Origin of the sequence: Azoarcus sp. CIB, assembly GCF_001190925.1 — a bacterium.
Taxonomy (GTDB): Bacteria; Pseudomonadota; Gammaproteobacteria; order Burkholderiales; family Rhodocyclaceae; genus Aromatoleum.
In genome coordinates this window covers 2,265,624-2,289,298 of sequence record NZ_CP011072.1, presented here as the reverse complement: position 1 = coordinate 2,289,298, position 23,675 = coordinate 2,265,624, and the positions used below count along the sequence as shown (strand labels likewise).

Here is a 23,675-nt window from a genome sequence, read left to right as displayed (position 1 = left end):
TAACGAAGTCCTGAAGCCGAGCGCCCGATCATGAATTCACTGGACTGGTGTCGCCCCGACAGGTTGCGTGCAAGCGTGGCGAAGTTGTGCGCCGGGCTCGGGGTCGTCCTGACGGCTGGCCTCGTATCGCTCCAGCCGGGCGCTCTCCACGCGGAGGAGGTTCCTGCCGGGGGCGTCGCACACGATCCCGTCGAGTTCGCCGTCCTGTCCTTCAGTCCGCTGGAGGAAACCCGCGCGCGCTGGCAGCCGCTCGTCGAATACCTGAATGGCGCGGTCGAGGGCGGGCGCTTCGTGCTGCGCGTGCATCATCTCGATGATCTCGTCGCGGCGCTGGCTAACGGGCACATCGATTTCGTGCTTGTGAATCCCGCGTTGTATGTGCAGCTGACCTACCAGCACCATCTGTCGTCCCCGCTCGTCACGCTGGTGAACAAGGAAGACGGAGTGCCCGTCAGCGCCTTCGGCGGCGTCATCTTCACCCGCGCCGACCGCTCCGACATCGATTCCTTTGCCGATATCGGTCGCGTCCGTGTCGCCACCGCGGGGCGTGCCGCATTCGGTGCTTACCAGATGCAGGTGGCCGAGCTGCTGCGCGCCGGCGCCCGTCCGCCGCGTGAGCATCTCCTCATCGAAACCGGACAGCCGCAGAACAAGGCCATCGATGCAGTGCTGGAAGGCAGTGCCGATGTCGGTTTCGTCCGCTCCGGCCTGATCGAATCGCTCGTGCGCCAGGGGCGACTCGACCCTGCAAGCCTCAAACTCATCAGCGTGCGGCGTTACCCCGGTTTCCCCTTTCCGGTCAGCACGCGCCTGTATCCGGAATGGCCGGTGGTCGCGATGCCGCAGGTGCCCCACGATCTCGCCCGGCGCGTGACTGCGGCCCTGCTCGCCTTGCCCCACGACGGCGCAATTGCCGACGCGCTGCGAATTTCCGGCTTCACGATTCCTGGCGATTACCGGCCGGTGGACGACCTCCTGCGCGAACTGCGGCTACCGCCCTTCGACCGGGCGCCGGAGTTTACGCTCTTCGACGTCTGGCGGCGCTGGAAACCCTATGCCGTCGCGCTGCTGCTGGCCGGTTTTGCGCTCGCCGCGTTCGCGACTTTGCGGCTCGGATGGATCAACCGCCGCCTTGCCCGCGCGCAACAGGAAAGCCAGCGCCTCGCGGCGAATCTTTCGCAGGCGCAGTCTGTAGCGCAGATAGGCAGCTGGAACCTCGACGTAGGAACCAATGCGCTCGTGTGGTCGGACGAGACTTACCGGCTGTTCGGCGTGCGGCCGGGGACACCCGTCACTTACGATGACTTCCTGCAGTTCATCCATCCCGACGACCGCGCCGCGGTGGATCGGGCCTGGCAGGTCGCCCTGCAAGGTGCGCCTTACGACGTCGAGCACCGCATCCTGCGCAATGGCGGAATCACATGGATGCAGGAGCGGGCGGACCTGTGCTTCGACTCGAACGGAAAGCTTCTGGGGGCCATCGGCACGGTCCAGGACGTCACCGCGCGCAAGCTCGCCGACGAGGAGTTGCGCAAGCTCTCGCTCGCCGTCGAGCAGAGTCCGGAGTGCATCTTCATCACCGACCCGGACGGAAACATCGAATACGTGAACGACGCACTGGTGCGCATCACGGGTTTTACCCGCGACGAGGTGCTCGGGTGCAATCCGCGCATCTTCAAATCGGGCAAGACTTCGACCGAGACTTTCGGCGAGATGTGGCAGGCGCTGCAGCGCGGCGAGATCTGGCAGGGCGAGATCGTGAACCGGCGGCACGATGGCAGCGAGATCATCGAATATTCGATCATCGCGCCGGTGCGGGAGTCCGACGGCACGGTCAGCCATTACCTCGCGATCCAGCAGGACATCACCGAACGCAAGGTGGCCGCCGAGCGCATCCATCATCTCGCCTTCTACGATGAGCTCACCGGGCTGCCGAACCGCAGCCTGCTGATCGACCGCCTCACGCAGGTGCTGGCCTCGCGCCAGCACCAAGGCTACCGTGAGGCCCTGCTGCTGTTCAACATCGACCGTTTCAAGGTCGTCAACGACGCGCGCGGCAGCGTCCTGGGCGACGTGCTCCTGAAGGCCGTGGGGGCGAGACTGCGCGATGTCGTGCGCGAAGGCGACACCGTGGCGCGCATGGCCGGCGACGAGTTTGCCCTGATGTTGCCTGTGGTCGACCGCACGGCCGAGGCCGCCAGCCGGCATGCGCTGCAGGTCGCCCGCAAGATCCGGTCGGCTCTGGAGACCCCGTTCGAACTGGGTGGGGAGACGGTACGCATCACGGGCAGCATCGGCATCACGCTGTTCCCCGAAGAAGACAGCGACACGGCGAGCGAAATCCTGCGCCGCGCCACGACGGCGCTGCATCGTGCCAAACAGGGGGGAGGAAGCCACCCGGCATTCTTCGAAGCCAGCATGGGCGAGACGGCCGCGGAGAGTTTCCGCATCGAGCGCGAATTGCGTGCCGGCATTCCACGCGGCGAGCTGCGCCTGTTCCTCCAGCCGCAGTTCAGCGCCGCCGGCGACATGGTCGGTGCGGAAGCGCTGGTGCGCTGGCAGCACCCGCAGCGCGGACTGGTGCCTCCGGGTGCCTTCGTGCCCATCGCCGAAGAGTCGGATCTCATCGTCGAGTTGGGCATCTGGGTCATGAACGAGGCCTGCCGGCTGATCGCGGCCGCGGCCACGGCGGGTCTTCCGCTCGCGCTGTCGGTGAATATCAGTCCGCGGCATTTCCGCAAGCCCGAGTTCAATGCCTGGGTGCGGGACGTGCTCGACAGGACCGGAGCCCAGCCGGCACGGCTCACGCTCGAGATCACCGAGGGGCTGATCATCGACAACGTGAGCGACGTCGTCGCCAAGATGAACGAACTGTCGGCCCTTGGCGTCCGTTTTTCGATCGACGACTTCGGTACCGGTTACTCCTCGCTCGCCTACCTTAAGCGCCTGCCCATCGACGAACTCAAGATCGACAAGACCTTCGTGCAGGATGCGCCGCATGACCCCAGCGATGCCGCCCTCGTGGAGACCATCCTGGCGGTTGCGCGTCACTTGCAGCTGAAGGTTGTCGCTGAAGGGGTGGAAACGACCGAGCAGGCCGAGTTCCTCAATAGCCGCGGCCAGGTCGTGCATCAGGGCTACCTCTTCGGTCGCCCGGCGCCTGCCGACGAATGGGTGGCGCGCTGGACCGCCGAAGCGTCGGCCGACACCTGACGCAGGCGGCGAAGCGGGGCGCCTGCGCCGCCCTTGCCTAATCTCAGTGACCTTTCGCGAGTTCCGCCAGCAGGATGGTCTGTGCTGAGCGATGCACGCCGCGCGGCGTCTTGTGCCGGTAGCGGCCATCTTCCAGCATCTCCCACGCCTGGCAGTTGTCGCCGAGATAGGCGCGCAGGCCTTCCTTGATGACGCGGCGCTTGAGGCGCTGGTCGAGCACGGGGAAGGCAATCTCGATGCGGCCGAAGAAGTTGCGGTCCATCCAGTCCGCGCTCGACAGATAGACGTGGTCCTCGCCGCCTGCACGGAAGTAGAAGATGCGATGGTGTTCGAGGAAGCGTCCGATGATGGAGCGCACGCGGATGTTGTCCGACAGGCCGGGAACGCCCGGGCGCAGGGCGCACGGGCCGCGCACGATGAGGTCGATCTCCACGCCGGCCTGCGACGCTGCGTACAGCGCTTCGATCGTTTCCGGTTCGAGCAGCGCGTTCATCTTCGCCATGATCTGCGCGCGTCCGCCCTGGCGTGCAATCGCCGCTTCCGCTTCGATCGCAGCGATCACGTTGCGCTGCAGCGAGAACGGCGCCTGCCAGAGATGCCTGAGGGTGGATGCCTGGCCCAGGCCGGTCAGCTGCTTGAAGACCTCGGCGACGTCCTGGCCGATCTCCTCGTTGCAGGTGAGGAGGCCGAAATCGGTGTAGAAACGCGTCGTGCGCGGGTGGTAGTTGCCGGTGCCCATGTGCACGTAACGGCGCAGCCCGCTGTCCTCGCGCCGCACCAGCATCAGCAGTTTCGCGTGGGTCTTGTAGCCGAACACGCCGTACACCACATGGGCGCCCACCTCCTCGAGCTTGTTCGCCCAGGTGATGTTGGCCTCCTCGTCGAAGCGGGCGCGCAGTTCCAGCACCACCGTCACTTCCTTGCCCTTCTGTGCCGCGCGCACGAGATGGTCCATCAGCACCGAGTCGGTGCCCGTGCGATACACCGTCATCTTGACCGCAAGCACCTGCGGGTCGTCGGCCGCCGCCCGCAGCAGTTCGATCACCGGGCTGAAGCTCTGGAACGGGTGGTGCAGCAGGATGTCCTGACGCCGGATCGCGTCGAAAATCTCGACACGCTGCTCCAGCCCCTTCGGCAGGCGCGGCAGGAAGGGCGGGTAGTTCAGGTCGGGACGGTCCACCCAGTCCGGCACCTGCATCAGCCGCACCAGGTTGACGATGCCCGGCGTGCGGTACAACTCGTTCGGGGTCAGGCGGAAATGCTGAAGGAGGAAGGCGGCCATTTCCTCCGAGCAGTTGTCGGCCACCTCCAGGCGCACCGCGTCGCCGAAATGGCGTTGCTGCAGTTCGCCCTTCAGCGAGGCCCGCAGATCCTTTACTTCTTCCTCGTCGACGAAGAGATCCGAGTTGCGCGTCACGCGGAACTGGTAGCAGCCGTGCACGTGCATGCCCGAAAACAGCTCGCCGACGTGGCGGTGCAGGACCGAGGACAGGAACACGAAGCTGTATTCGTGCTCACAGATCTCGGAGGGGAGGCGGATCACGCGGGGCAGCGCACGCGGCGCCTGCACGATCGCCGCGCCCGAGTCGCGCCCGAAGGCGTCGAGGCCTTCCAGCTCGACGGCGAAATTCAGGCTCTTGTTCAATACGCGCGGGAACGGGTGCGCCTGGTCGAGCCCGATGGGCGTGAGCACCGGCATCACTTCGCGCATGAAATAGTCGCGCACCCAGGCGCCCTGCGCGTCGCTCCACAGGCTGCGGCGTAGGAACACGATGCCCTGGGCTTCCAGCGCCGGCAGGATGTCGTTGTTCAGCAGCGCATACTGCTCGGCAATCAGCGTATGGACTTCGTGGCTCACGCGGTCCAGCAACTCGCTCGGCAGCAGGCCGTCGGTGCCCGGGGTGCGACTGCCCAGCCTGATCTGCTCCTTGATCCCCGACACGCGGATCTCGAAGAACTCGTCGAGGTTACTCGACACGATGCACAGGAAGCGCAAGCGCTCGAGCAGCGGCACCGTCCTGTCCGCCGCCTGCGCCAGCACCCTGCGCTGGAACTGCAGGAGCGACAATTCGCGGTTGATGAAGTGGTCGGTGGGGAAATGCTGCTGACGGGTTGGACTGTGCATTGTTGCGGATCTTGTGCGCGGAATCGGTCGCACAATTATGTGACATTTATGTTGCGGAATCATGACGCGGTGCGATCGGCATGAACGGCTGCGCGCCGGGTGAGCGTGCCGCGAGCGCCTGTGCCGGGCGACGCTCGCGTGCGGTGATAGAATGCCCCCTTGCCCTGTAGCCGTCGGCTTAGCCCCCTATCCATGATGCACGAGCTGATCGCCGCGATCGATCTCGGATCCAACAGTTTCCGGCTGCAGGTCGGAAGGATCGTCAACGACCAGATCTATCCGCTGGACGGGCTCAAGGAAGCGGTGCGCCTTGCGGCGGGACTGTCTCCCAACAAGATTCTCGATGCGGCTGCCCAGCAGCGCGGTCTCGCGGCGCTGCAGCGCTTCAACGAGCGCTTGCGCGGTTTCGACGGCGATTCCGTGCGCGCGGTGGCGACCAACACCCTGCGCGTGGCGAAGAACTCGCCCGAGTTCCTGGTGCAGGCGGAGGCCGCGCTGGGCGTTCCGATCGAAGTCATCGCCGGTCGCGAGGAAGCGAGGCTCATCTACGTCGGCGTTGCGCACACGCTGCCCGATCCGCACCGCCAGCAGCTCGTCGTCGATATCGGCGGCGGCTCCACCGAGTTCATCATCGGCAAGAGCTTCGAGCCCATCCTGCTTGAATCGCTGTACATGGGCTGCGTCAGCTACAGCCTGCAGTATTTCCCCGACGGAAAGATCGACAAGCGCGGGTTGAAGGACGCAGAGATGGCGGCCAGCCGCGAGCTGCAGGCGATCGCCCACGCGTACCGCGAGGTCGGCTGGGAAGTGGCCGTGGGGTCGAGTGGTTCGGCCAAGGCACTCGTCGAGATCCTCGAGCAGAACGGACTGTCCGACGGCGGCGTCACGCGTGAGGGCTTGGAGCGCCTGAAGGCCATCCTGCTGCGCGCCGGCAGCCTCGACCGCCTGCAACTCGCCGGACTGAGGGGGGACCGCTTGCCGGTCCTGCTCGGCGGCTTTGCGATCATGTCGGCGGTGTTCAAGGAATTCGGCCTCGAGCGCATGGTGTTCTCCGAAGGTGCGTTGCGTCTGGGGGTGCTCTACGACCTTCTCGGGCGCTACCACCACCATGACCTGCGCGACGCCACCGTGTCGGCCTTCGTCGCGCGCTACGGGGTGGACCGCCGTCAGGCCGACGAGGTCGCGGACACCGCAGCGCATCTTTTCGCGGGACTCGTTCCCGAGAGCGTGCATGGGGACGGCCAGCATCCCGACCTGCGCTTCCTGCGCTGGGCCGCGTCGCTGCACGAGATCGGCATATCGGTCGCGCACTCCAGCTACCACAAGCACAGCGCCTACATCCTCGCGAACGCGGACATGCCCGGCTTTTCGCGCATGGACCAGGGGCGGCTTGCGCGCCTTGTGCTCGCGCATCGTGGCAAGCTCGAGCGCATTGCCGCGCTCGACCCCGACAGCCCCGACTGGCCGTTGATCGTCTGCCTGCGTCTGGCGGCCGTCATTCACCGCGCGCGCGACGGCCGCGGCGTTCCGCCGATCCAGCTCCGCCGCGACGGTCGCGGTTTCATCGTGACGGCGCGGGAGGGCTGGCTCAAGCAGCTGCCGCTCACGGCGGCGGCGATCGACGAGGAACAGCGGCAGTGGTTCTCTGTCGGGCGCAGCCTCGTCCTGCACACGCATACAGGCCGCACGCTCGCCGCCTGAGAACGGAATGCGCAGCCCCGAGATCGCCACCGATGCGGCGAAGGCGCCCGGCGCACGCGGCCTGGTCCGCCTGCAGGGCGACTGGACGCTGCGCGCGCTGTCCTACCGGTTGCATATCTTCCGCGCGCAACTTGCGGGCAGGCGCGACGACGTTGCGTGGTCCTTGACGGGCATCTCGCGTCTCGACAGCTTCGGCGCCGCGCTGATGTGGCATGCGTGGGGCAAGCGCTGGCCGGAATGCATCGAAATCCCGGACGACCTGCGCGCGATCATCGGCCGCGTGGCCGCCAGCGCGGAGTCGCCCCTGCCGCGGGTGCCGCGCTTCAACATCGTAGATGCTGTCATCGTGCTCGGCAGCGCGTTGCTCTCGTTTCGCGACCACGCGCTGGACTTTACTCGCCTGCTGGGCCAGTTGTGCCTCGATCTCGCCTATCTCATGCGCCATCCGGCGGAATGGCCGCTGCGCGAGATCTCCGCCAACGTATACAAGGCCGGGTTCAAGGCGATGCCGGTGGCCGCGCTCGTCGGCTTCCTGATCGGCGTCGTCATGTCCTATCTTTCGGCGCTGCAGCTGCGCGCGTTCGGTGCGGACATCTTCATCGTGAACATCCTCGGCCTCGGCATCATCCGCGAGCTCGGGCCCGTGCTGGTGTCGGTGCTCGTCGCCGGCCGCTCCGGTTCCGCGATGACTGCCCAGCTGGGCGTGATGCGAGTGACCGAGGAAATCGACGCCCTCGCGGCGATGGGCGTTTCGCGCACCATCCGCCTCATCCTGCCCAAGGTCATCGCGCTGACCCTCGCCATGCCTTTGCTGGTGCTGTGGACCTCGTCGGTCGCACTGCTCGGGGGCATGTTGTCGGCGTGGCTGCAGCTCGATCTCGGCATGGCCTTCTTCGTCGAACGCCTGCCGCAGGTCGTGCCGCTTGCGAACCTCGTCATCGGCTTCGCCAAAGGGGCGGTGTTCGGGCTGATGATCGCCCTTGTGGCCTGTCATTTCGGCCTGCGGGTCAGCCCCAATACGGAAAGCCTGTCGGCCAACACGACGGCGTCGGTCGTCTCGTCGATCACCGTCGTTATCCTGGTCGACGCGCTGTTCGCGATCGCCACGCGCTCGATCGGGATCCCGCGATGAACGCGAAGCCGGTGATCGAATTGCGCGGCATCGTCACGCGTTTCGGCCCCACGGTCGTGCATGACGGACTCGACCTGACCGTGCATCGCGGCGAAGTCGTCGCGCTGGTCGGCGGTTCCGGCAGCGGCAAGACGACCCTGCTGCGCCACATCATCGGACTCACGCGACCGGCCGCGGGCGAGGTGTCGGTGTTCGGTGCGCCGCTGTTTTCAGGAAGTGCCCGCGAACAGCGCACGCGGCGGCGCCGCTTCGGCGTCCTGTTCCAGCACGGCGCGCTGTTCTCTGCGATGAACGTCGCCGACAACATCGGTTTTCCGCTGCGGGAACTGCGCCTCGCAACTGACGCCGAAATCGCCAACCTCGTCGCCCTGAAACTCTCGCTGGTCGAACTCGATCCCGCAACCGCGCTGCGGATGCCGGCAGAACTGTCCGGCGGCATGGTCAAGCGCGTCGCCTTGGCGCGGGCACTCGCGCTCGAGCCCGAACTGCTGCTGCTCGACGAACCGACGGCGGGGCTCGACCCGGACCGCAGCGCGGCCTTCGTCGAACTCGTGCTCAGCCTGCAGCGCCAGCTCGGACTGACCGTGGTGCTCGTGACCCACGACGTCGACACGCTCGCCGCGCTGGCGACAAAAATCGCCATACTCTCCGATCGACGCATCGTGAGCTGCGTCTCGCTCGAGGAAACGATGGAACTGGATCACCCCTTTGTCGACAGCTTCTTCCGCAAACCCTTCGGCCTTCGGGCCGGCATCCGGAGCGGAGGCGTGCGCTGATGGAAAATCGCGCCCATGCCCTCGCGGCGGGACTCTTCGCCATCGTCCTGGGCACTGCGCTGCTCGCGTCCCTGTGGTGGTTCTCCGACGATGGCGACTCGCAGCGCACCTACATCCTGGAGTCGGCCGGCACCGTCACCGGCCTCAACCTCGAGGCGCGGGTGCGCTATCGCGGCATGGCCGCCGGAAAGGTTGCGGACATCACGCTCGACCCCGAGGATCCGCGCAAGATCCTCGTCTACATCCGCCTGCGCCGCGACATTCCGCTGACGCGGGGAACGCGGGCCAGTCTCGCGTACCAGGGGGTCACCGGGCTCGCCTACGTCCAGCTCAACGACCGTGGCGAGAATCCGGAGCCGCTGGTCGGGGAGGGCGACGAACCCCCGCGGCTCAAGATGGAGCCGGGGACGATGGAACAGCTCACCGATACGACTCTCGACGCCGCACGCAGGCTCAGACTGGTGGCGGACAAGCTCGGTGAACTGGTTACCGACGACAACATCCGGCGGATCGGCAACACGCTGCAGCGGCTCGAGTCCGCGGCGGCGGGAGCCGACCGGACGCTGGCTGACGCGCCGAAGACGCTGGCATCGATCCGCGCGGTCCTCAACCAGGAGAATCTCGCCCGGCTTTCGAATACCCTGCAGAACCTCGAGCGTGCGAGTGTCGATGCCGGGCCCGCCATCGGCGAACTCAAGGTCCTGATGGCGAGACTGCAGGGGCTCGCCGAACGCGTGGATGCCGCGACCGCAGCGACGGGCGAGCGAGTGGCTGACGAAACCTTGCCGCAGCTCAATGCCCTGCTCGAGGAGCTGAAAGGAACCTCGCAACGTATTGGGCATCTCGTCGAGGAAGTCGACGCGTCGCCGCAAATGCTGTTGCTCGGGCGGCAGCCGGCGCAGCCCGGACCCGGCGAGAGCGGATTCACATCCGCGGCGCTCCCGGCCCGATGAACCACCACGGAACTCTCATGACACTTCGAGCCTGGAAGCGGGGGGCAAGGATCCTCGGCGTGCTCTGCACGGGCTTTGCGCTGGGCGCATGCAGCGGGCTGCCGCAACGGCCAGTCGTCCCCGCCATCTATGATCTAGGCTTGGCAGGGGCCGTTTCCCCGGCTCCTGCCGTCCTGCCGACACAGATCGAAGTCCGGGCGCCGTCCTGGCTCGCGACGTCGGCGATGCAGTACCGGCTGGACTACCGCCAACCGGCGCAACGCCAGGTGTTTGCCGAAAGCCGGTGGGCCGCGCCGCCGTCCGAAATGCTGCAGCGGCGGCTGCTTCAGGCCCTGTTGGCGCCGTCGGCGACCAGCGGTGGCTGCCGGCTGCGCCTCGAAGTGGACGAATTCACCCAGGCGTTCGAAGCCCCCGCGGCCAGCACGGCGGTCATCGTCGCGCGTGCCGAAGTGCTGCCGCCGCGTGGTGAAAATGCGCTCGCGCGGCGGATGTTCGAGTTGCGCGAGCCCGCGTCCAGCGCCGACGCGAAGGGTGGCGTCACCGCGTTCCGCAAGGCGGGCGAAAGGCTGACGACCGAAATCGCGGGCTGGATGGCAGAGTCCGCTGTGGGGGCGTGCCGCCGCTAGGCCGCCTCGCCGGGGTTTCACCGTCCGCTACGTCGCGGGTTCGGGCAAAATCAACTGTTCACTACATATACGAATATCACGGGAGAGATGACGATGAGTGCACTGCCTCAGCAATCCGACAACGCACCGCTGCTACTGCGCCGCGACGAAGGCGGGATTGCGTACCTGACCCTGAACCGCCCCGGCCAGTTCAACTCCCTCTCGCGCGCGATGCTCGAAGCCCTGATCGCCGAGACCGACGCGATCGCAAAGGACGCGAGCGTGCGCGCGGTCGTGCTGGCGGGCGAGGGCAAGGCCTTCTGTGCCGGGCACGACCTGAAGGAGATGCGTGGCAACCACACCCTGCAGTTCCAGCAGGATCTCTTCCGCCTGTGCGGCAAGTTCATGGTCAAGCTCACCGAGCTGCCGCAGCCCGTTATCGCCCGTGTCCACGGCATCGCGACCGCGGCGGGCTGCCAGCTGGTGTCGATGTGCGACCTCGCCGTCGCCGCCGATGTCGCGCGCTTCGCCGTATCGGGCATCAACGTCGGCCTCTTCTGCGCGACCCCCAGCGTGGGCCTGTCACGCAACATGGGGCGCAAGGAAGCGTTCGAAATGTTGGTGACCGGCGACTTCATCGACGCCGCGGAAGCGCAGCGCCGCGGTCTCGTGAACCGCGTCGTGCCGGTCGAAGAGCTCGACGCCGAGATCGCGAAGCTCGCCGCCGCGATCTGCGCCAAATCCCCTCTCGCGATCCGCATGGGCAAGCAGATGTTCTACCGCCAGCTCGAGATGGGCATGGAAGCCGCCTACCAGATGGCGGCCGAGACGATGGCGTGCAACATGATGAGCGAGGATGCCGCCGAGGGCATCGACGCCTTCATCGCCAAGCGCAAGCCGGAGTGGCGCGGGCGCTGAGCGTGCCGGGGCAGGGCCGTCCGCGCCTGCCCGCGAGCCCGGCGTCGATGCAATGCTCATCGATACGCACATCCACCTCGACGCCGCGGAGTTCGACGCCGATCGTGTCGCGGTAATGGCGGCCGCGCGTGCGGCGGGCGTCGCCCGCTTCGTCGTGCCGGCAGTCGAGGTCGCCAATTTCGACAGGGTTGCAGCCCTGTCAGCTGCCCATGCCGATATCGTCCATGCCTTCGGCATCCATCCGCTGTATGTCGGGGGTGCCTGCAAGGAGGATCTCGACATTCTGCAGGAGCGCCTTGCGCACGGACAGGCGGTCGCAGTTGGCGAGATCGGCCTCGATTTCTTCGCGCCGGATTTCGACCGCGTCACCCAGGAACTGTATTTCGTCGAACAACTGAAGCTCGCCCGTCGCTTCGGGTTGCCCGTCATCCTGCACGTCCGGCGCGCGGTCGATGACATCCTCAAGCACCTGCGGCGCATCGAGGTGCCCGGCGGCATCGCCCACGCCTTCAACGGCAGTCGTCAGCAGGCCGACGCCTTCATCGCGATGGGTTTCAGGCTGGGCTTCGGCGGGGCGATGACTTTCGACGGCTCGCGCCGCATCCGCAGCCTCGCGGCGACCCTGCCGATGGACTCGATCGTGCTCGAAACGGACGCACCCGACATCCCGCCTGCCTGGGCGCAGGGAGGGCGCAACGAACCTGCCGATCTGCGCCGCTTTGCCGAAGTGCTCGCCGTGCTGCGTGCCGTGTCCCCTGCCGAAATCGCTGAAGCGACGGGGCGGAATGCCTGCACCGTCTTCCCGGCGCTCGCGTCCGGCTGATCCGTGCAATCCCGTCCCGGCGCCTCAGTTGCTGGTCGCAGCGGTCGTGCGCTTCATGCTCGCGGACTGCGCGATGAGGTCGGCGATGTCGCGCTTCAGGCGTGCCACGTCGCTGTCGAACTTGTCATAGATCATCAGCGAAATGCCGAACACGTAGGCGTAGAGCAGCATGCAGCGGCTCGACGCCTCCTCCATCGGCACGCCGCACGCGAGGAAGAGTTCGCGCGCGCAGCGCAGGCGGATGTCGTCGACTTCGGCGACGATCGCGGCGGCGTCGGCGTCGCGGCGCGCCCAGTCGCGTACGGCGAGCTCGATTGCAGCGCCGCGCCGGCTGCGGCTCGTGCTATAAATATCGATGACGTGGTAAATCTGCTCCAGCTCCCCGCCGGGCTGGGCGCGCGTCTGTTTGACGATGTCGCGGATCCGCCCATCCTTCCACACCTGAAGGACGGCCAGCAGCAAGTCCCGACGATCCTGGAAGTGCCAGTAGAAGCTGCCTTTCGTGACCTTCAGGCGCTTTGCGAGCACTTCGACGCGAAGTCCGGCGATGCCCTCCTCGGCGAGGACCTCGGTGGCAGCGCTTACCCATGCATTGCGGTCTAGCTGGACGCGCGGTTTTAGAGGCTTGTTTTCCATACTACCTAGTATTGACTAAAGGATGACCATACGGTACCGTATGCACTCCATACCTATGCGTATGGAACGATTTTTTTGGTCGGCGGTCAAGTGTTCATCGCAACGGCGTATTTTTCGCTTGGTGGCGGTAACATAATTCCCTTTCCACAATTTCGACCGACCTAACACGCAAAGGAGCGCGGCATTGAAGATCCTGGTACCCGTCAAACGCGTAGTCGATTACAACGTCAAGGTGCGAGTGAAGGCTGACGGCACGGGCGTTGATATTGCGAACGTGAAGATGTCCATGAACCCCTTCGACGAAATCGCCGTCGAGGAAGCCGTGCGGCTCAAGGAAGCCGGCATCGCGACCGAGGTCGTGGCGGTGAGTTGCGGTGTCGCGGCCTGCCAGGAGACGATCCGCGCCGCGATGGCGATCGGCGCCGACCGCGGTATCCTCGTCGAGAGCGACGTCGAACTGCAGCCGCTCGCCGTGGCGAAGCTGCTGAAGGCGTTATGCGACAAGGAGCAGCCGACGGTCGTGATCTGCGGCAAGCAGGCGATCGACGACGACTCGAACCAGACCGGCCAGATGCTGGCCGCGCTGATGGGCTGGCCGCAGGCCACCTTCGCGTCGAAGGTCGCGCTCGGCGACGGTGCTGCCACCGTGACGCGCGAGATCGACGGCGGTCTCGAAACCCTCGAGATCAAGCTGCCGGCGGTCATCACCACCGACCTGCGCCTCAATGAGCCGCGTTACGCGACGCTGCCGAACATCATGAAGGCGAAGAAGAAGCCGCTGGACATCGTCAAGCCGGCCGATCTCGGTGTCGATGTCGCGCCGCGCCTGGCGACGCTGAAAGTGGCCGAGCCGCCCAAGCGCAGCGCCGGCGTGCGCGTTGCGGACGTCGCGCAACTCGTCGACAAGCTCAAGAACGAAGCGAAGGTGATCTGAACATGGCGATCCTGGTTATTGCAGAACACGACAACGCGAGCCTGAAGGCCGCGACCCTCAACACCGTTTCGGCCGCGGCCAAGCTCGGTACTCAGTTGGCAACTGAGGTCCACGTGCTGATCGCCGGCGCCAACTGCGGCGCGGCGGCCGAGCAGGCGGCAAAGGTCGCGGGCGTCGCCAAGGTGCGCGTTGCGGACGCCGCCCACTACGACTCGCAGACCGCCGAGAACGTCGCCGCGATGGTTGTCGCCAATGCTGCAGGCTACACCCACATCCTCGCCCCCAGCACCGCCAACGGCAAGAACGTCGCCCCGCGCGTCGCCGCGTTGCTCGATGTGGCGCAGATTTCCGACGTCACCGGCATCGAGTCGGCCGACACCTTCGTGCGCCCGATCTATGCCGGCAACGCGATGGCCACCGTGAAGTCGGCCGACGCCGTGAAGGTGATGACCGTGCGTACGACCGCCTTCGAAGCCGCCGGCCAGGGTGGCTCCGCTGCCGTGGAAGCCGTCGCTGCCGGTGCCGATCTGGGTCTGACGACCGTCAAGGGCCGCGAACTGACCAAGAGCGCACGTCCCGAACTCGGTGCGGCGAAGATCATCGTTTCGGGTGGTCGCGGCCTCGGTAACAGCGAGAACTACCACAAGCTGCTCGAGCCGCTCGCCGACGCCCTCGGCGCCGCGCTGGGTGCTTCGCGCGCCGCGGTCGACGCGGGCTACGTGCCCAACGACTACCAGGTCGGCCAGACCGGCAAGATCGTCGCGCCGCAGCTCTACATCGCGGTCGGCATCTCGGGCGCGATCCAGCACCTCGCGGGCATGAAGGATTCCAAGGTGATCGTCGCGATCAATAAGGATCCGGAAGCGCCGATTTTCCAGGTGGCGGATTACGGCCTCGTCGGCGATCTGTTCGAAGTTGTGCCGGAGCTGGCCAAAGCTGTCGGCTGAATGCTCTAGAAATATAAAAAAGCTGTACAAGGACTGCGCCCACCCGGGCGCAGTTTCACAATAAGCAGGTCTCGGGAGAAGAACACATGAGTCAATACACTGCGCCGATCCGCGACATGCAGTTCGTCATGCGCGAGCTGGCTGGCCTCGACGAAGTCGCGAAATTGCCCGGATGCGAGGAAGTATCCGCGGATCTGGTGGATGCGATCCTCGATGAGGCGAACAAGTTCGCCAGCGGCGTCCTCGCCCCGCTGAACCGGATTGGCGACCAGGAAGGTGCCAAGTGGGACAGCGGCAACGTCCGCACCGCGCCGGGCTGGAAGGAAGCCTACAAGCAGTTTGCCGAAGCCGGCTGGACCGCGCTCGCGTGCGAACCCGAATTCGGCGGTCAGGGCCTGCCGAAGCTTGTTGCGACCGCAGTGATGGAAATGTGGAAATCGGCCAACATGGCCTTCTCCCTGTGCCCGATGTTGACCAATGGCGCGATCGAAGCGGTCACGCTGCGCGGCACCGATGAACAGAAGGCAGCCTACCTGCCGAAGATGGTGAGCGGCGAATGGACCGGCACCATGAACCTGACCGAACCGCAGGCCGGTTCGGACCTCGCGGCCGTGCGCACCCGCGCGGAACCGCAGCCTGACGGTACCTACAAGATCTTCGGCCAGAAGATCTTCATCACCTACGGCGAACACGACATGACGGACAACATCGTCCACCTCGTGCTCGCCCGCCTGCCGGACGCACCGGAAGGCGTGAAAGGCATCTCGCTCTTCGTCGTGCCCAAGTTCCTGCTCAACGCCGACGGTACCCCGGGTGAGCGCAACGACGTCCACTGCGTGTCGATCGAACACAAGCTGGGCATCCACGCGAGCCCGACCTGCGTGCTCGCGTTCGGCGACCACGGCGGCGCGATCGGCACCCTCATCGGCGAGGAGAATCGCGGCCTCGAGTACATGTTCATCATGATGAACGAAGCACGCTTCGCGGTCGGCATGGAAGGCGTTGCGCTGTCAGAGCGTGCCTATCAGCACGCGCTGACCTATGCCAAGGATCGCGTCCAGGGGACCGAGATGGGCGTGCGCGGCGGCCCGAAGGTCTCGATCATCCATCACCCGGATGTGCGCCGCATGCTGATGTCGATGAAGTCGCAGACCGAAGCCAGCCGTGCGCTGGCCTACGTCGTGGCTGCCGCGAACGACGCTGCGCATCGGGATCCCGACGCTGCGGTGCGTGCGGAAAATCAGGCTTTTGTCGACCTGATGATTCCGGTCGTCAAGGGCTGGTCGACGGAAAACTCGATCGACATCGCCTCGACCGGTGTGCAGGTGCATGGCGGCATGGGCTTCATCGAGGAAACCGGCGCCGCGCAACATCTGCGCGATTCGCGCATCACGACGATCTACGAAGGCACGACCGCGATTCAGGCGAACGACCTCATCGGCCGGAAGACCGCGCGCGAAGGTGGCGTCACGATCAAGGCCCTGATCGCGGAAATGCGCGGCGTGGTCGCTCAGCTCGGCGAGCACGCCGGCGACGAGGCGTTCGTGGCGATCCGCAGATCCCTCGAATCGGGCATCGCCGCGCTCGAAGCGGCGGTCGAGTACGTTCTTGCGACCTACGGCAAGGACATCAAGGCCGCCTCCGTGGGCTCGGTGCCCTTCCTCAAGCTTCTCGGCATCGTGGCCGGCGGCTGGCTCATGGCGCGTGCCGCGCTGGTGTCGTCGATGCGCATCGCGGAAGGCTCCTCCGACGAGTTCTACAAGACCAAGATCGTCACCGCGCGCTTCTACGCCGACCACATCCTGTCGCAGGCGCAGGCGCTGTCGTACTCGGTCGTGAATGGCGCCGCGGGTGCGCTGGCGCTCGACGAAGCACAGTTCTGACGACGCGGCGGAGGGGGCGGCAGCTCTCCTCCGCGTGTCGGGCCCCGGAATGCAAAGGGCCGCCCCGATCGCTCGGGGCGGCCCTTCGTGTTTCAGGTCGGGACGCTTACTGGACCTTCGCCTTGGCGCGCAGATCCATGATGTGCTTCTCGATCTTTTGCTGCTGCAGACGCTGCTCGAGCTGCGGCTTCACTTCGTCGAAGTCGGGCGCCTTCAGGTCGCGCACGTCGTCGAGCTGGATCACGTGGTAGCCGAAGTCCGACTTCACGGGCGCGTCGCTGTACTTGCCCTTCTCGAGCTTGACCATCGCATCGGAGAAAGGCTTCACGAACATGCCCGGATTGCTCCAGCCGAGGTCGCCGCCGTTGTCCTTGGAGCCCGGATCCTTCGACTGCTTGGCGAGGGCGTCGAACTTCTCGCCGGCCTTCAGCTTGGCGATGATCGCCTTGGCCTCGTCCTCGGTCTCGACCAGGACGTGACGCGGCTTGTATTCCTTCGAGCCCATCTTGCCCTTGACGCTGTCGTATTCCTTCTTCAGGTCGGCGTCGGTGACTGGGTTGGTCTTCACGTAATCCTGAATGTAGGCACGCAGCAGCACTGCCTGGCGGGCGAGGTCCATCTGGGCCTGCACTTCGCTCTTCTTGTCGAGCCCCTTTTTGGCTGCTTCCTGAGCCAGGACTTCGCGGCGGATCAGCTCCTCGCGCACCGCGTCGCGGAGCTGCGGGTTGTCGGGAGCGCCCTGGGCGCGCTGCTCGTTGAACATCACGTCGGCGCGCGCAGCGGAGATCGCGGTGCCGTTCACCGTGGCAGCAGGGCCTGCGGCATGGGCCGCTTGGCCGATCAGGCCGGCCATGAGACAAAGAGCGAGACGGCTGGGAAAGCGAATCATCAAAGTTCCTTCCTGTTGGGTTGAGTGTTGGCCTCTTCGGCCGTCAGGGCGCGAATGGCGAGTGCATGGATGCGGGTTCGCATCAGTTCGCCCAGCGCTCCATATATGAGTCGGTGACGTGCAACCGTATTTTTGCCGATAAATGCGTCCGACACCATCGTCATGCGGTAGTGTCCGCCGCCGCCCTTGGCGCCGGCATGTCCGGCGTGCAGGGCGCTGTCGTCCTCGATTTCGATCGAGAGGGGGTTGAGGAGCGCGAGTCGGTCCCTGATCTCGTCGATCACCGTCACGGCAGGACCTTCTTGTACGGGCGCACGCTGGTGCGCGCGAAGACTCCGTTGGTGACGTACGGGTCGCTCGCGAGCCAGGCTTCGGCGTCCGTCTGGGACGGGAATTCGGCGATCACGAGGCTGCCGAAGAAGCCGGCCGGGCCGGGGTCGGGCGAGTCGATTGCAGGCATGGGGCCGGCTACCACGAGCCGCCCCTCGTCACGCAGCGCTTCGAGGCGCGCGAGGTGCGCCGGGCGCACGGCCATGCGGGCGTCGAGTTTGCCCGGGGCGTCTTCGCCCGTCAGCACGTAAAGCATCAGCTGGTTTCCTCCTGAATGTGTTTGGAGAGGTAGAGGCCCTGGGCCAGTACGAACAGAAGCATCAGGCCCATGCCACCGAAGAGCTTGAAATTGACCCAGTTTTCTTCGGAAAAGTTGTAGGCGACGTACAGGTTGAGAACGCCCATGCCGATGAAGAACGCGGTCCAGGCATGGCTGAGGCGCCCCCACACCGGCTCGGGGAGGCGCACCTGCGCTTCGAGCATCTTGCGGATCAGGTTGCGGTGGAACAGCAACTCCGAGCCGGCGAGCGTGATGCCGAAGAGCCAGTAGAGTGCGGTCGGCTTCCACTTGATGAAGGTGGGATTGTGGAAGAACAGGGTCGCGCCGCCGAATACGACGATGATCGCGAGGCTGACCCACAGCATCGTGTCGACCTTGCGGTGCCTGAACCATACCCAGGCGATCTGGCCGGCCGTTGCGAGGATCGCGACCGCCGTCGCAATGAGGATGGGAGCCTGGGTGGCCTGGATGCCCTCGCCGAGGACCCGGGTGGCGAGGTCGTGCGCCGCTGCCGGGTCGTGTCCGGCGAACTTGTAGGCGGCAAAGAACAGGATGACGGGAAGCAGGTCGAAAAGAATCTTCATGCGCGGGGATTATAGCGAACCGGCGTGGCAATCGGTTTGTACTACTCGCCGTCTGCCTCGCTTTCGCCAGCGAGCAGGCGACCGCGGCCGCGCTTCGGTCCTTCAAGGGGCAGATGGATGATTGCGCGCAGGCCACCGCCGTTGCGGGTGCGCAACTCGAGTCGGCCATCATGCGAGGCAACGATGCGTTCGACGATGGCGAGGCCGAGGCCGGCGCCCTTGGTGTTCGAGCGTGCGGTCTCGAGCCGCGTGAAGGGATGTCGCATGCGCTCCATGTCGGCCTCGGGAATGCCGGGGCCGCGATCGGCGACTTCGATCAGGGCTTCGTCGCCGCGGCTCGAAAGGGTGAGGCTGATGGGATTTTCTTCTCCAGCGTAGCGCACCGCGTTGTCCATCAGGTTGCGGACCGCGCGCCGCAGCGGGAGGGTGCGCACCGGCACCGGGAGGCTTGCCGGTGTGTCGAGGCGCACCTTGATGCCACGCAGGCGATAGGGTTCCGCGATGTCGGCGAGCAGGCCCGCGAGGTCCTCGAGCTGCAGGGGCTCCTGCGGTTCGCCGCGCCCGAAATCGAGGAACTGGCCGATGATGCGGTCCATTTCCTCGACGTCGGCGACCATTGCGCGAACGTCGGTGTCGGGCGCGCCGGACATCTCGATGCCGAGACGCAGACGCGCGAGGGGCGTGCGCAGGTCATGCGACACGCCGGCGAGAATCAAGGCGCGGTCGGCGTCGGTGCGAGCGAGGTCGCCGGCCATCTGGTTGAACGCCCGCGCAACCGTGGCGATCTCCAGCGGCCCGCTTTCGGGGAGGTGCGGCGGCGTGCGGCCGCTGCCGACGACGCGCGCCGAGCGGGCCAGGTTGCGCAGCGGGACGCCGATGCGGGACACGATCATGTAGGCACCGAACAGTGCCGCCAAGAGCGCGCCGCCTCCCCAGACGAGCCATTCCAGGGCGCCGGTCCGCTCGATACGCTCGGACGGGAGCATCAGCCAGAAATCCTGTTCGTCGTCGGGGTCGAGACGGAAACTCACCCAGAAGCCATCGAGGGCCTTCCAGCGCGAAGCGAAGCGGGTGTGGGTTCCGAGCTGCCGGCGGACTTCCTGCGTCAGCATCTGCATCCCGCGTGTGTCGGGCAGCGGTTCGAGTTCGTCGCTGGGCTCGGCCGGGTAGATGCGCATTCCCTCCAGCGCGGCTAGCTCGATCAGCAACTCCGTGCGCCGCTCGACTTCCGAGTTGATGAGCGCCGTGCGTGTGAGATTCACGACGCTGGCGACCATCTGGGCCAGGTTGCGGGCGCGGGCCGGCTCTTCGAAATGACTGAAGATCTGCGACCAGGTTGCCAGCGCCAGCGTCAGAAGCAGGGCGATGAGGAAGAAGGTCTGCCAGAGGAGCGTCCGCGGCAGGAACTGCGCAAGGCGCGGTTCCTGGCTCGCGGGACTTGGCGAGGGTTCCCCGACGTCTGCTGCCGGCGGTTCAGGCTTCGTTGGCAGACTTCGATTCATCCGGCACGAACACGTATCCGAAGCCCCACACGGTCTGGATGTAGCGTGGCTTGGCAGGGTCGTCTTCGACGAGCTTGCGCAGGCGGCTCACCTGCACGTCGATGGCGCGATCGAAGACGCCGTATTCGCGGCCTCGTGCCAGCTCCATAAGCTTGTCGCGCGACAGCGGCTGGCGCGGATGCTGGAGCAGGACCTTCAGTAGCGAGAATTCGCCGGTCGTAAGGGAGATTTCCTCCCCGTCGCGCACGAGCGAACGTACGCCGAGATTCACCTGCACGTTGCCGAACTTGACGACCTCGTCTTCGATCGTCGGTGCGCCGGGCAGCGTCGGAGGCTGCCGGCGCATCACGGCGTGGATGCGGGCAACGAGTTCGCGGGGGTTGAACGGCTTGGCAAGGTAGTCGTCGGCGCCCATCTCGAGGCCGATGATACGGTCGACGTCGTCACCCTTGGCGGTGAGCATGATGATGGGGATGGCGTTCTGGTCGGCCCGCAGGCGCCGGCAGATGGCAAGGCCGTCTTCGCCGGGAAGCATCAGGTCCAGCACCATCACGTCGTAATGCTCGCGGTGCAGGGCGCGATCCATGGACGCTGCGTCCACGACGGCCTTGACCGTGAAGCCCTGTTCCTGAAGGTAGCGCGACAAAAGATCGCGCAGGCGCGCGTCGTCGTCGACCAGCAATACTCGATATCGGATCTTGGTGTTCATGGTGCGAATCCTATCCGGTTACATTTTTGCGTGCCAGCGCCGAATTCGAAGATTCGCCAGCAACGGGTAACGTTTCGTAAGGGCTTGGGAAATACGCAACACGCCCTTACACGTTGGTCTTTAAATCTTCGTCCAGAAACGCCGTAAATACCAATACAAGGGTATGGTTTCATCGTCCGAATTTGCAATACCAACTCCGTCCGCAGCGATCATGGCAAACAGCTGTTCAACTTCCTGTAGGGCATGCTCCCCCGCCGACGGCAGGTTGCAGGGGAGCTGGTCCCGACGTCGGGCGACGGGTATCGTCCTGTTACTGTTCGCGCTTGCGTCGACATTCGCTGCCGCACCCGGGTTCGCACGCGAGAGCGCGTCGTCGCGCCAAGGGAAGGAAAGTGTGACTTCGCCGGGGCATTCGAGCGCACGGGACAAGCGCCGGGCCGAGCTGCGCCGTGCGCTCATGAGCGGCCCTGAGACCCCCCGTCCTGCTGTGCAGGAGCCGCGCCGTCTGTCGCGCGAGCAGCGTGAAGCGCTCTATCAGGACTTGCGGCAGGCGATGCGCGACGCGAACCGTCCCCGCAGCGTGACGGAGCGCTGAGCGGGATCCTCCCGAGTTCCCGCCGCGCACAATCGCGGCACGGGCGCTGCGAATATGGGCCGCTGCCGGTAAAATGGGCGGCTTATGAAAATCCTCTCGATCGAGACCTCGTGCGAACACGCGAGCGTCGCCCTGCTGCTCGACGGCGAGACCGTCGAACGAACCCTGGAAGGGCATTCGAATCATTCCGAGCGCCTGCTGCCCACCCTGATGTCCCTGCTCGCCGATGCGGGCGTTGCGCTCAGGACGCTCGATGCCGTGGCGTTCGGCGCCGGTCCGGGGGCCTTTACGGGGTTGCGCCTCGCATGCGGCGTGGCGCAGGGTTTGGCGATGGGTGCGGACCTGGGGGTCGCGCCGGTATGCAGTCTCGAGGCGCTGGCGCTGCAAGGCAGCGGGGACGCGATCTTCGTTGCAACCGATGCGCGCATGGGCGAGGTGTATTCCGCGGCCTACCGTCTGTCCCACGGACTTCCCGTCGCGGTCGCTCCGCCGACGTGCTGCCCGCCCGAGATGCTGGTATTGCCTGCCGGTGGCCGATGGTCCGCCATCGGATCGGCGTTCGCGGTGTACGGCGATCGGATTCCGGATGAGGTGCTGGATCGGCTGGGACCCCAGGTGCGGGACGCGGTACCCCGCGCGGCGGACGTCGCAAGGCTGGCGGTGCGCCTCGTCGACAGCGGGGCCCTGGTCGCCGCCGAACTCGCCGCGCCGCTGTATGTGCGCGACAAGGTGGCGCTGACGACCGCCGAGCGACTGGCGCGCGGAGGGCGGGCGTGACCGCGGGATTCGGCTTCATCCCCATGACGGACGAGGATCTGCCGTGGGTGGTCGAGAACGAGCGCGAGCTGCATGTCTTTCCCTGGAGCGAAGGCAATTTCACGGATTCCCTGCGTGCCGGCTACAACTGCTGGGTGATGCGCAACGGGCCGGAGCCGGTCGCCTATGCCGTGATGCTGACGGTGGTCGACGAGGCCCACCTGCTCAACATCAGCGTCGCGCGGACGGTTCAGCGTCGCGGAATCGGCGGGAAGCTGCTTGAGTATCTGTCTTCCGAGGCGCTGCGGGTGGGGGCGACGCAGTTCTTTCTCGAGGTGCGACCCTCGAACACCGCGGCCCTTGCGCTGTACGAATGCCACGGCTTTGTTGCGATCGGGCGGAGGAAGGGCTATTACCCGGGGCCCGACGGTCGGCGCGAGGATGCGATCGTGATGAGGCGCGAGCTGTGAGGTACGCGCGGCGCGATGCCGTGCTGCGCGAGATGGGGCTCGCTCCCGTCTGGCGTTTGCGCGCGGGGGGCGAGGAGAGTTCGGATGCTGTCGATGTGTTGCCGGCGTCGGTGCCGGTCGCGGGCGGGCCGGATCGGGGCGGCGTTGCATCGGCCCCGCCCGCGCAGACCCTGCAGCCGGAACGGGTGCCCGAAGTGCGTTCCGTGCGTGCGGCGGTTCCTGTCCGCGAACTGATTCCGCGCGCTGCAGGGGAGGTCGCTTCGGCTGCGGCGCCGAACCGCCGTGACGGTGGCGATCCGGCCAGGGCGGGCCGTATCGCACGGATGGATTGGGACGAGCTGGAGGCTGACATCCGCGACTGCAAGGAATGCCGCCTGTGCGAGAAGCGTCGGCAGGCCGTTCCGGGTGTCGGTGACCGGCGCGCGGAGTGGATGTTCGTCGGCGAGGGGCCGGGTTCCGAGGAGGATCAGCGCGGCGAGCCCTTCGTCGGTGCTGCGGGCAAGCTGCTCGATGCAATGCTCGCCGCGATCGGCCTGAAGCGGGGCGAGAACGTCTATATCGCGAATGCGGTGAAATGCCGGCCGCCGCACAACCGTACGCCCCAGGCCGACGAGATCGCGACCTGCCATCCATATCTCGCGCGCCAAATCGAGCTGGTGCGGCCGCGCGTGCTGGTCGCGCTGGGGCGTCCCGCGGCCCTTGCTCTGCTGGATGCCGAGATCAGCATCGGCGCTTCGCGCGGCCGCGTGTTACATCGCGGCGATACGCCGGTGGTCGTGACCTATCATCCCGCCTATCTGCTGCGGAACCAGGCCGACAAGGCCAAGGCGTGGGAGGATCTGTGCTTTGCGCGCCGCCTGATGCAAGAGTTGGCCGGAAAGGCCTGACTGGCACAAAGCGGGCCGCGAGGGCGG

The 23,675-nt window shown here is 66.1% G+C and carries 23 protein-coding genes; 15 read left to right on the top strand and 8 right to left on the bottom strand.

All coding sequences use genetic code 11. The annotated features are described in order from the left end of the window. Positions 1 to 30: 30 nt before the first annotated feature. The gene (locus tag AzCIB_RS10135; RefSeq protein ID WP_083446956.1) at positions 31 to 3,213 is read left to right on the top strand and encodes an EAL domain-containing protein; all 3,183 of its coding nucleotides are present in this window, start codon (positions 31 to 33) and stop codon (positions 3,211 to 3,213) included. A 43-nt stretch (positions 3,214 to 3,256) separates the two neighbouring features. On the opposite strand, the gene ppk1 is transcribed toward AzCIB_RS10135, so the two are convergent. Further along, entirely contained in the window at positions 3,257 to 5,338 is a 2,082-nt protein-coding gene (gene ppk1, locus AzCIB_RS10130) for a polyphosphate kinase 1 (RefSeq protein ID WP_050415782.1), read from the bottom strand. A 192-nt stretch (positions 5,339 to 5,530) separates the two neighbouring features. On the opposite strand from ppk1, the gene ppx reads away from it, so the two are divergent. The 7 genes from ppx (at position 5,531) to AzCIB_RS10095 (ending at position 12,246) form a co-directional block, all read left to right on the top strand. Further along, positions 5,531 to 7,039, top strand: a complete 1,509-nt coding sequence (ppx, locus tag AzCIB_RS10125; RefSeq protein ID WP_050415781.1) for an exopolyphosphatase — start codon at positions 5,531 to 5,533, stop codon at positions 7,037 to 7,039. A gap of 7 nt (positions 7,040 to 7,046) precedes the next feature. After that, a complete protein-coding gene (locus AzCIB_RS10120; RefSeq protein WP_050415780.1) occupies positions 7,047 to 8,171 on the top strand; it encodes an MlaE family ABC transporter permease in 1,125 nt (374 codons plus the stop codon). After that, positions 8,168 to 8,947, top strand: coding sequence for an ABC transporter ATP-binding protein (locus AzCIB_RS10115; RefSeq protein ID WP_050415779.1), 780 nt, complete (start codon positions 8,168 to 8,170; stop codon positions 8,945 to 8,947). Before AzCIB_RS10120 ends, AzCIB_RS10115 begins: the two co-directional genes overlap by 4 nt. After that, the gene (locus AzCIB_RS10110; protein ID WP_050415778.1) at positions 8,947 to 9,900 is read left to right on the top strand and encodes an MlaD family protein; all 954 of its coding nucleotides are present in this window, start codon (positions 8,947 to 8,949) and stop codon (positions 9,898 to 9,900) included. Before AzCIB_RS10115 ends, AzCIB_RS10110 begins: the two co-directional genes overlap by 1 nt. Before the next feature lie 17 nt (positions 9,901 to 9,917). Continuing rightward, the gene (locus AzCIB_RS23745; RefSeq protein WP_198149657.1) at positions 9,918 to 10,526 is read left to right on the top strand and encodes an ABC-type transport auxiliary lipoprotein family protein; all 609 of its coding nucleotides are present in this window, start codon (positions 9,918 to 9,920) and stop codon (positions 10,524 to 10,526) included. Between the two features lie 93 nt (positions 10,527 to 10,619). After that, positions 10,620 to 11,423, top strand: a complete 804-nt coding sequence (locus AzCIB_RS10100) for an enoyl-CoA hydratase (RefSeq protein ID WP_050418324.1) — start codon at positions 10,620 to 10,622, stop codon at positions 11,421 to 11,423. Between the two features lie 52 nt (positions 11,424 to 11,475). After that, positions 11,476 to 12,246: a TatD family hydrolase gene (locus AzCIB_RS10095; RefSeq protein WP_050415776.1), complete on the top strand. Its 771-nt coding sequence runs from the start codon at positions 11,476 to 11,478 to the stop codon at positions 12,244 to 12,246. A gap of 24 nt (positions 12,247 to 12,270) precedes the next feature. Here AzCIB_RS10095 and AzCIB_RS10090 read toward each other — a convergent pair whose 3' ends face one another. Continuing rightward, complete coding sequence (locus AzCIB_RS10090) at positions 12,271 to 12,882, bottom strand: TetR/AcrR family transcriptional regulator (RefSeq protein ID WP_050415775.1); 612 nt, start codon at positions 12,880 to 12,882, stop codon at positions 12,271 to 12,273. A 184-nt stretch (positions 12,883 to 13,066) separates the two neighbouring features. Here AzCIB_RS10090 and AzCIB_RS10085 point away from each other — a divergent pair, with 184 nt between their 5' ends. The 3 genes from AzCIB_RS10085 (at position 13,067) to AzCIB_RS10075 (ending at position 16,646) form a co-directional block, all read left to right on the top strand. After that, positions 13,067 to 13,816, top strand: coding sequence for an electron transfer flavoprotein subunit beta/FixA family protein (locus AzCIB_RS10085; RefSeq protein ID WP_050415774.1), 750 nt, complete (start codon positions 13,067 to 13,069; stop codon positions 13,814 to 13,816). Positions 13,817 to 13,818: 2 nt separating this feature from the next. Further along, positions 13,819 to 14,763: an electron transfer flavoprotein subunit alpha/FixB family protein gene (locus tag AzCIB_RS10080; RefSeq protein WP_050415773.1), complete on the top strand. Its 945-nt coding sequence runs from the start codon at positions 13,819 to 13,821 to the stop codon at positions 14,761 to 14,763. Positions 14,764 to 14,849: 86 nt separating this feature from the next. Then, entirely contained in the window at positions 14,850 to 16,646 is a 1,797-nt protein-coding gene (locus AzCIB_RS10075) for an acyl-CoA dehydrogenase (protein WP_050415772.1), read from the top strand. Between the two features lie 106 nt (positions 16,647 to 16,752). Here the strand turns inward: AzCIB_RS10075 and AzCIB_RS10070 are convergent, their stop codons facing one another. Genes AzCIB_RS10070 through ompR form a run of 6 tightly spaced genes read right to left on the bottom strand, consistent with a single transcriptional unit; the run spans position 16,753 to position 20,940 of the window. Further along, entirely contained in the window at positions 16,753 to 17,535 is a 783-nt protein-coding gene (locus AzCIB_RS10070) for a peptidylprolyl isomerase (RefSeq protein ID WP_050415771.1), read from the bottom strand. Continuing rightward, a complete protein-coding gene (locus AzCIB_RS10065) occupies positions 17,535 to 17,825 on the bottom strand; it encodes a BolA family protein (protein ID WP_050415770.1) in 291 nt (96 codons plus the stop codon). Before AzCIB_RS10065 ends, AzCIB_RS10070 begins: the two co-directional genes overlap by 1 nt. After that, entirely contained in the window at positions 17,822 to 18,121 is a 300-nt protein-coding gene (locus AzCIB_RS10060; RefSeq protein WP_050415769.1) for a YciI family protein, read from the bottom strand. The genes AzCIB_RS10065 and AzCIB_RS10060 overlap by 4 nt, the downstream gene beginning before the upstream one ends. After that, positions 18,121 to 18,729: a septation protein A gene (locus AzCIB_RS10055; protein ID WP_050415768.1), complete on the bottom strand. Its 609-nt coding sequence runs from the start codon at positions 18,727 to 18,729 to the stop codon at positions 18,121 to 18,123. The genes AzCIB_RS10060 and AzCIB_RS10055 overlap by 1 nt, the downstream gene beginning before the upstream one ends. A gap of 41 nt (positions 18,730 to 18,770) precedes the next feature. Then, on the bottom strand, positions 18,771 to 20,231 hold the full coding sequence (locus AzCIB_RS10050) for a sensor histidine kinase family protein (protein WP_286130928.1): 1,461 nt from the start codon (positions 20,229 to 20,231) through the stop codon (positions 18,771 to 18,773). Next, positions 20,203 to 20,940: an osmolarity response regulator transcription factor OmpR gene (ompR, locus tag AzCIB_RS10045; RefSeq protein WP_050415767.1), complete on the bottom strand. Its 738-nt coding sequence runs from the start codon at positions 20,938 to 20,940 to the stop codon at positions 20,203 to 20,205. Before ompR ends, AzCIB_RS10050 begins: the two co-directional genes overlap by 29 nt. Before the next feature lie 457 nt (positions 20,941 to 21,397). On the opposite strand from ompR, the gene AzCIB_RS10040 reads away from it, so the two are divergent. The 4 genes from AzCIB_RS10040 (at position 21,398) to AzCIB_RS10025 (ending at position 23,648) form a co-directional block, all read left to right on the top strand. Then, positions 21,398 to 21,535: a hypothetical protein gene (locus AzCIB_RS10040; RefSeq protein WP_157058479.1), complete on the top strand. Its 138-nt coding sequence runs from the start codon at positions 21,398 to 21,400 to the stop codon at positions 21,533 to 21,535. Positions 21,536 to 21,619: 84 nt separating this feature from the next. Further along, positions 21,620 to 22,312 (top strand): tRNA (adenosine(37)-N6)-threonylcarbamoyltransferase complex dimerization subunit type 1 TsaB, encoded by a 693-nt coding sequence (gene tsaB / locus AzCIB_RS10035; protein WP_050415765.1) that lies wholly within the window; start codon positions 21,620 to 21,622, stop codon positions 22,310 to 22,312. Continuing rightward, positions 22,309 to 22,761 carry a ribosomal protein S18-alanine N-acetyltransferase gene (gene rimI, locus AzCIB_RS10030; protein ID WP_232299406.1) on the top strand — a complete coding sequence of 151 codons (453 nt, stop codon included), beginning with the start codon at positions 22,309 to 22,311 and terminating at the stop codon, positions 22,759 to 22,761. Before tsaB ends, rimI begins: the two co-directional genes overlap by 4 nt. A 32-nt stretch (positions 22,762 to 22,793) precedes the next feature. Next, on the top strand, positions 22,794 to 23,648 hold the full coding sequence (locus tag AzCIB_RS10025; protein ID WP_050418321.1) for a uracil-DNA glycosylase: 855 nt from the start codon (positions 22,794 to 22,796) through the stop codon (positions 23,646 to 23,648). The last annotated feature ends 27 nt before the right edge of the window (positions 23,649 to 23,675 follow it).

Coding starts and splice junctions, on each gene's coding strand:
- AzCIB_RS23745 (WP_198149657.1), top strand. CDS start 9,918: ATGACACTTCGAGCCTGGAAGCGGGGGGCAAGGATCCTCGGCGTGCTC.
- AzCIB_RS10110 (WP_050415778.1), top strand. CDS start 8,947: ATGGAAAATCGCGCCCATGCCCTCGCGGCGGGACTCTTCGCCATCGTC.
- ppk1 (WP_050415782.1), bottom strand. CDS start 5,338: ATGCACAGTCCAACCCGTCAGCAGCATTTCCCCACCGACCACTTCATC.
- AzCIB_RS10080 (WP_050415773.1), top strand. CDS start 13,819: ATGGCGATCCTGGTTATTGCAGAACACGACAACGCGAGCCTGAAGGCC.
- AzCIB_RS10055 (WP_050415768.1), bottom strand. CDS start 18,729: ATGAAGATTCTTTTCGACCTGCTTCCCGTCATCCTGTTCTTTGCCGCC.
- AzCIB_RS10070 (WP_050415771.1), bottom strand. CDS start 17,535: ATGATTCGCTTTCCCAGCCGTCTCGCTCTTTGTCTCATGGCCGGCCTG.
- AzCIB_RS10100 (WP_050418324.1), top strand. CDS start 10,620: ATGAGTGCACTGCCTCAGCAATCCGACAACGCACCGCTGCTACTGCGC.
- AzCIB_RS10075 (WP_050415772.1), top strand. CDS start 14,850: ATGAGTCAATACACTGCGCCGATCCGCGACATGCAGTTCGTCATGCGC.
- AzCIB_RS10050 (WP_286130928.1), bottom strand. CDS start 20,231: ATGAATCGAAGTCTGCCAACGAAGCCTGAACCGCCGGCAGCAGACGTC.
- ompR (WP_050415767.1), bottom strand. CDS start 20,940: ATGAACACCAAGATCCGATATCGAGTATTGCTGGTCGACGACGACGCG.
- AzCIB_RS10115 (WP_050415779.1), top strand. CDS start 8,168: ATGAACGCGAAGCCGGTGATCGAATTGCGCGGCATCGTCACGCGTTTC.
- AzCIB_RS10120 (WP_050415780.1), top strand. CDS start 7,047: ATGCGCAGCCCCGAGATCGCCACCGATGCGGCGAAGGCGCCCGGCGCA.
- AzCIB_RS10090 (WP_050415775.1), bottom strand. CDS start 12,882: ATGGAAAACAAGCCTCTAAAACCGCGCGTCCAGCTAGACCGCAATGCA.
- AzCIB_RS10025 (WP_050418321.1), top strand. CDS start 22,794: ATGGGGCTCGCTCCCGTCTGGCGTTTGCGCGCGGGGGGCGAGGAGAGT.
- AzCIB_RS10060 (WP_050415769.1), bottom strand. CDS start 18,121: ATGCTTTACGTGCTGACGGGCGAAGACGCCCCGGGCAAACTCGACGCC.
- tsaB (WP_050415765.1), top strand. CDS start 21,620: ATGAAAATCCTCTCGATCGAGACCTCGTGCGAACACGCGAGCGTCGCC.
- AzCIB_RS10095 (WP_050415776.1), top strand. CDS start 11,476: ATGCTCATCGATACGCACATCCACCTCGACGCCGCGGAGTTCGACGCC.
- AzCIB_RS10135 (WP_083446956.1), top strand. CDS start 31: ATGAATTCACTGGACTGGTGTCGCCCCGACAGGTTGCGTGCAAGCGTG.
- AzCIB_RS10040 (WP_157058479.1), top strand. CDS start 21,398: ATGAGCGGCCCTGAGACCCCCCGTCCTGCTGTGCAGGAGCCGCGCCGT.
- ppx (WP_050415781.1), top strand. CDS start 5,531: ATGATGCACGAGCTGATCGCCGCGATCGATCTCGGATCCAACAGTTTC.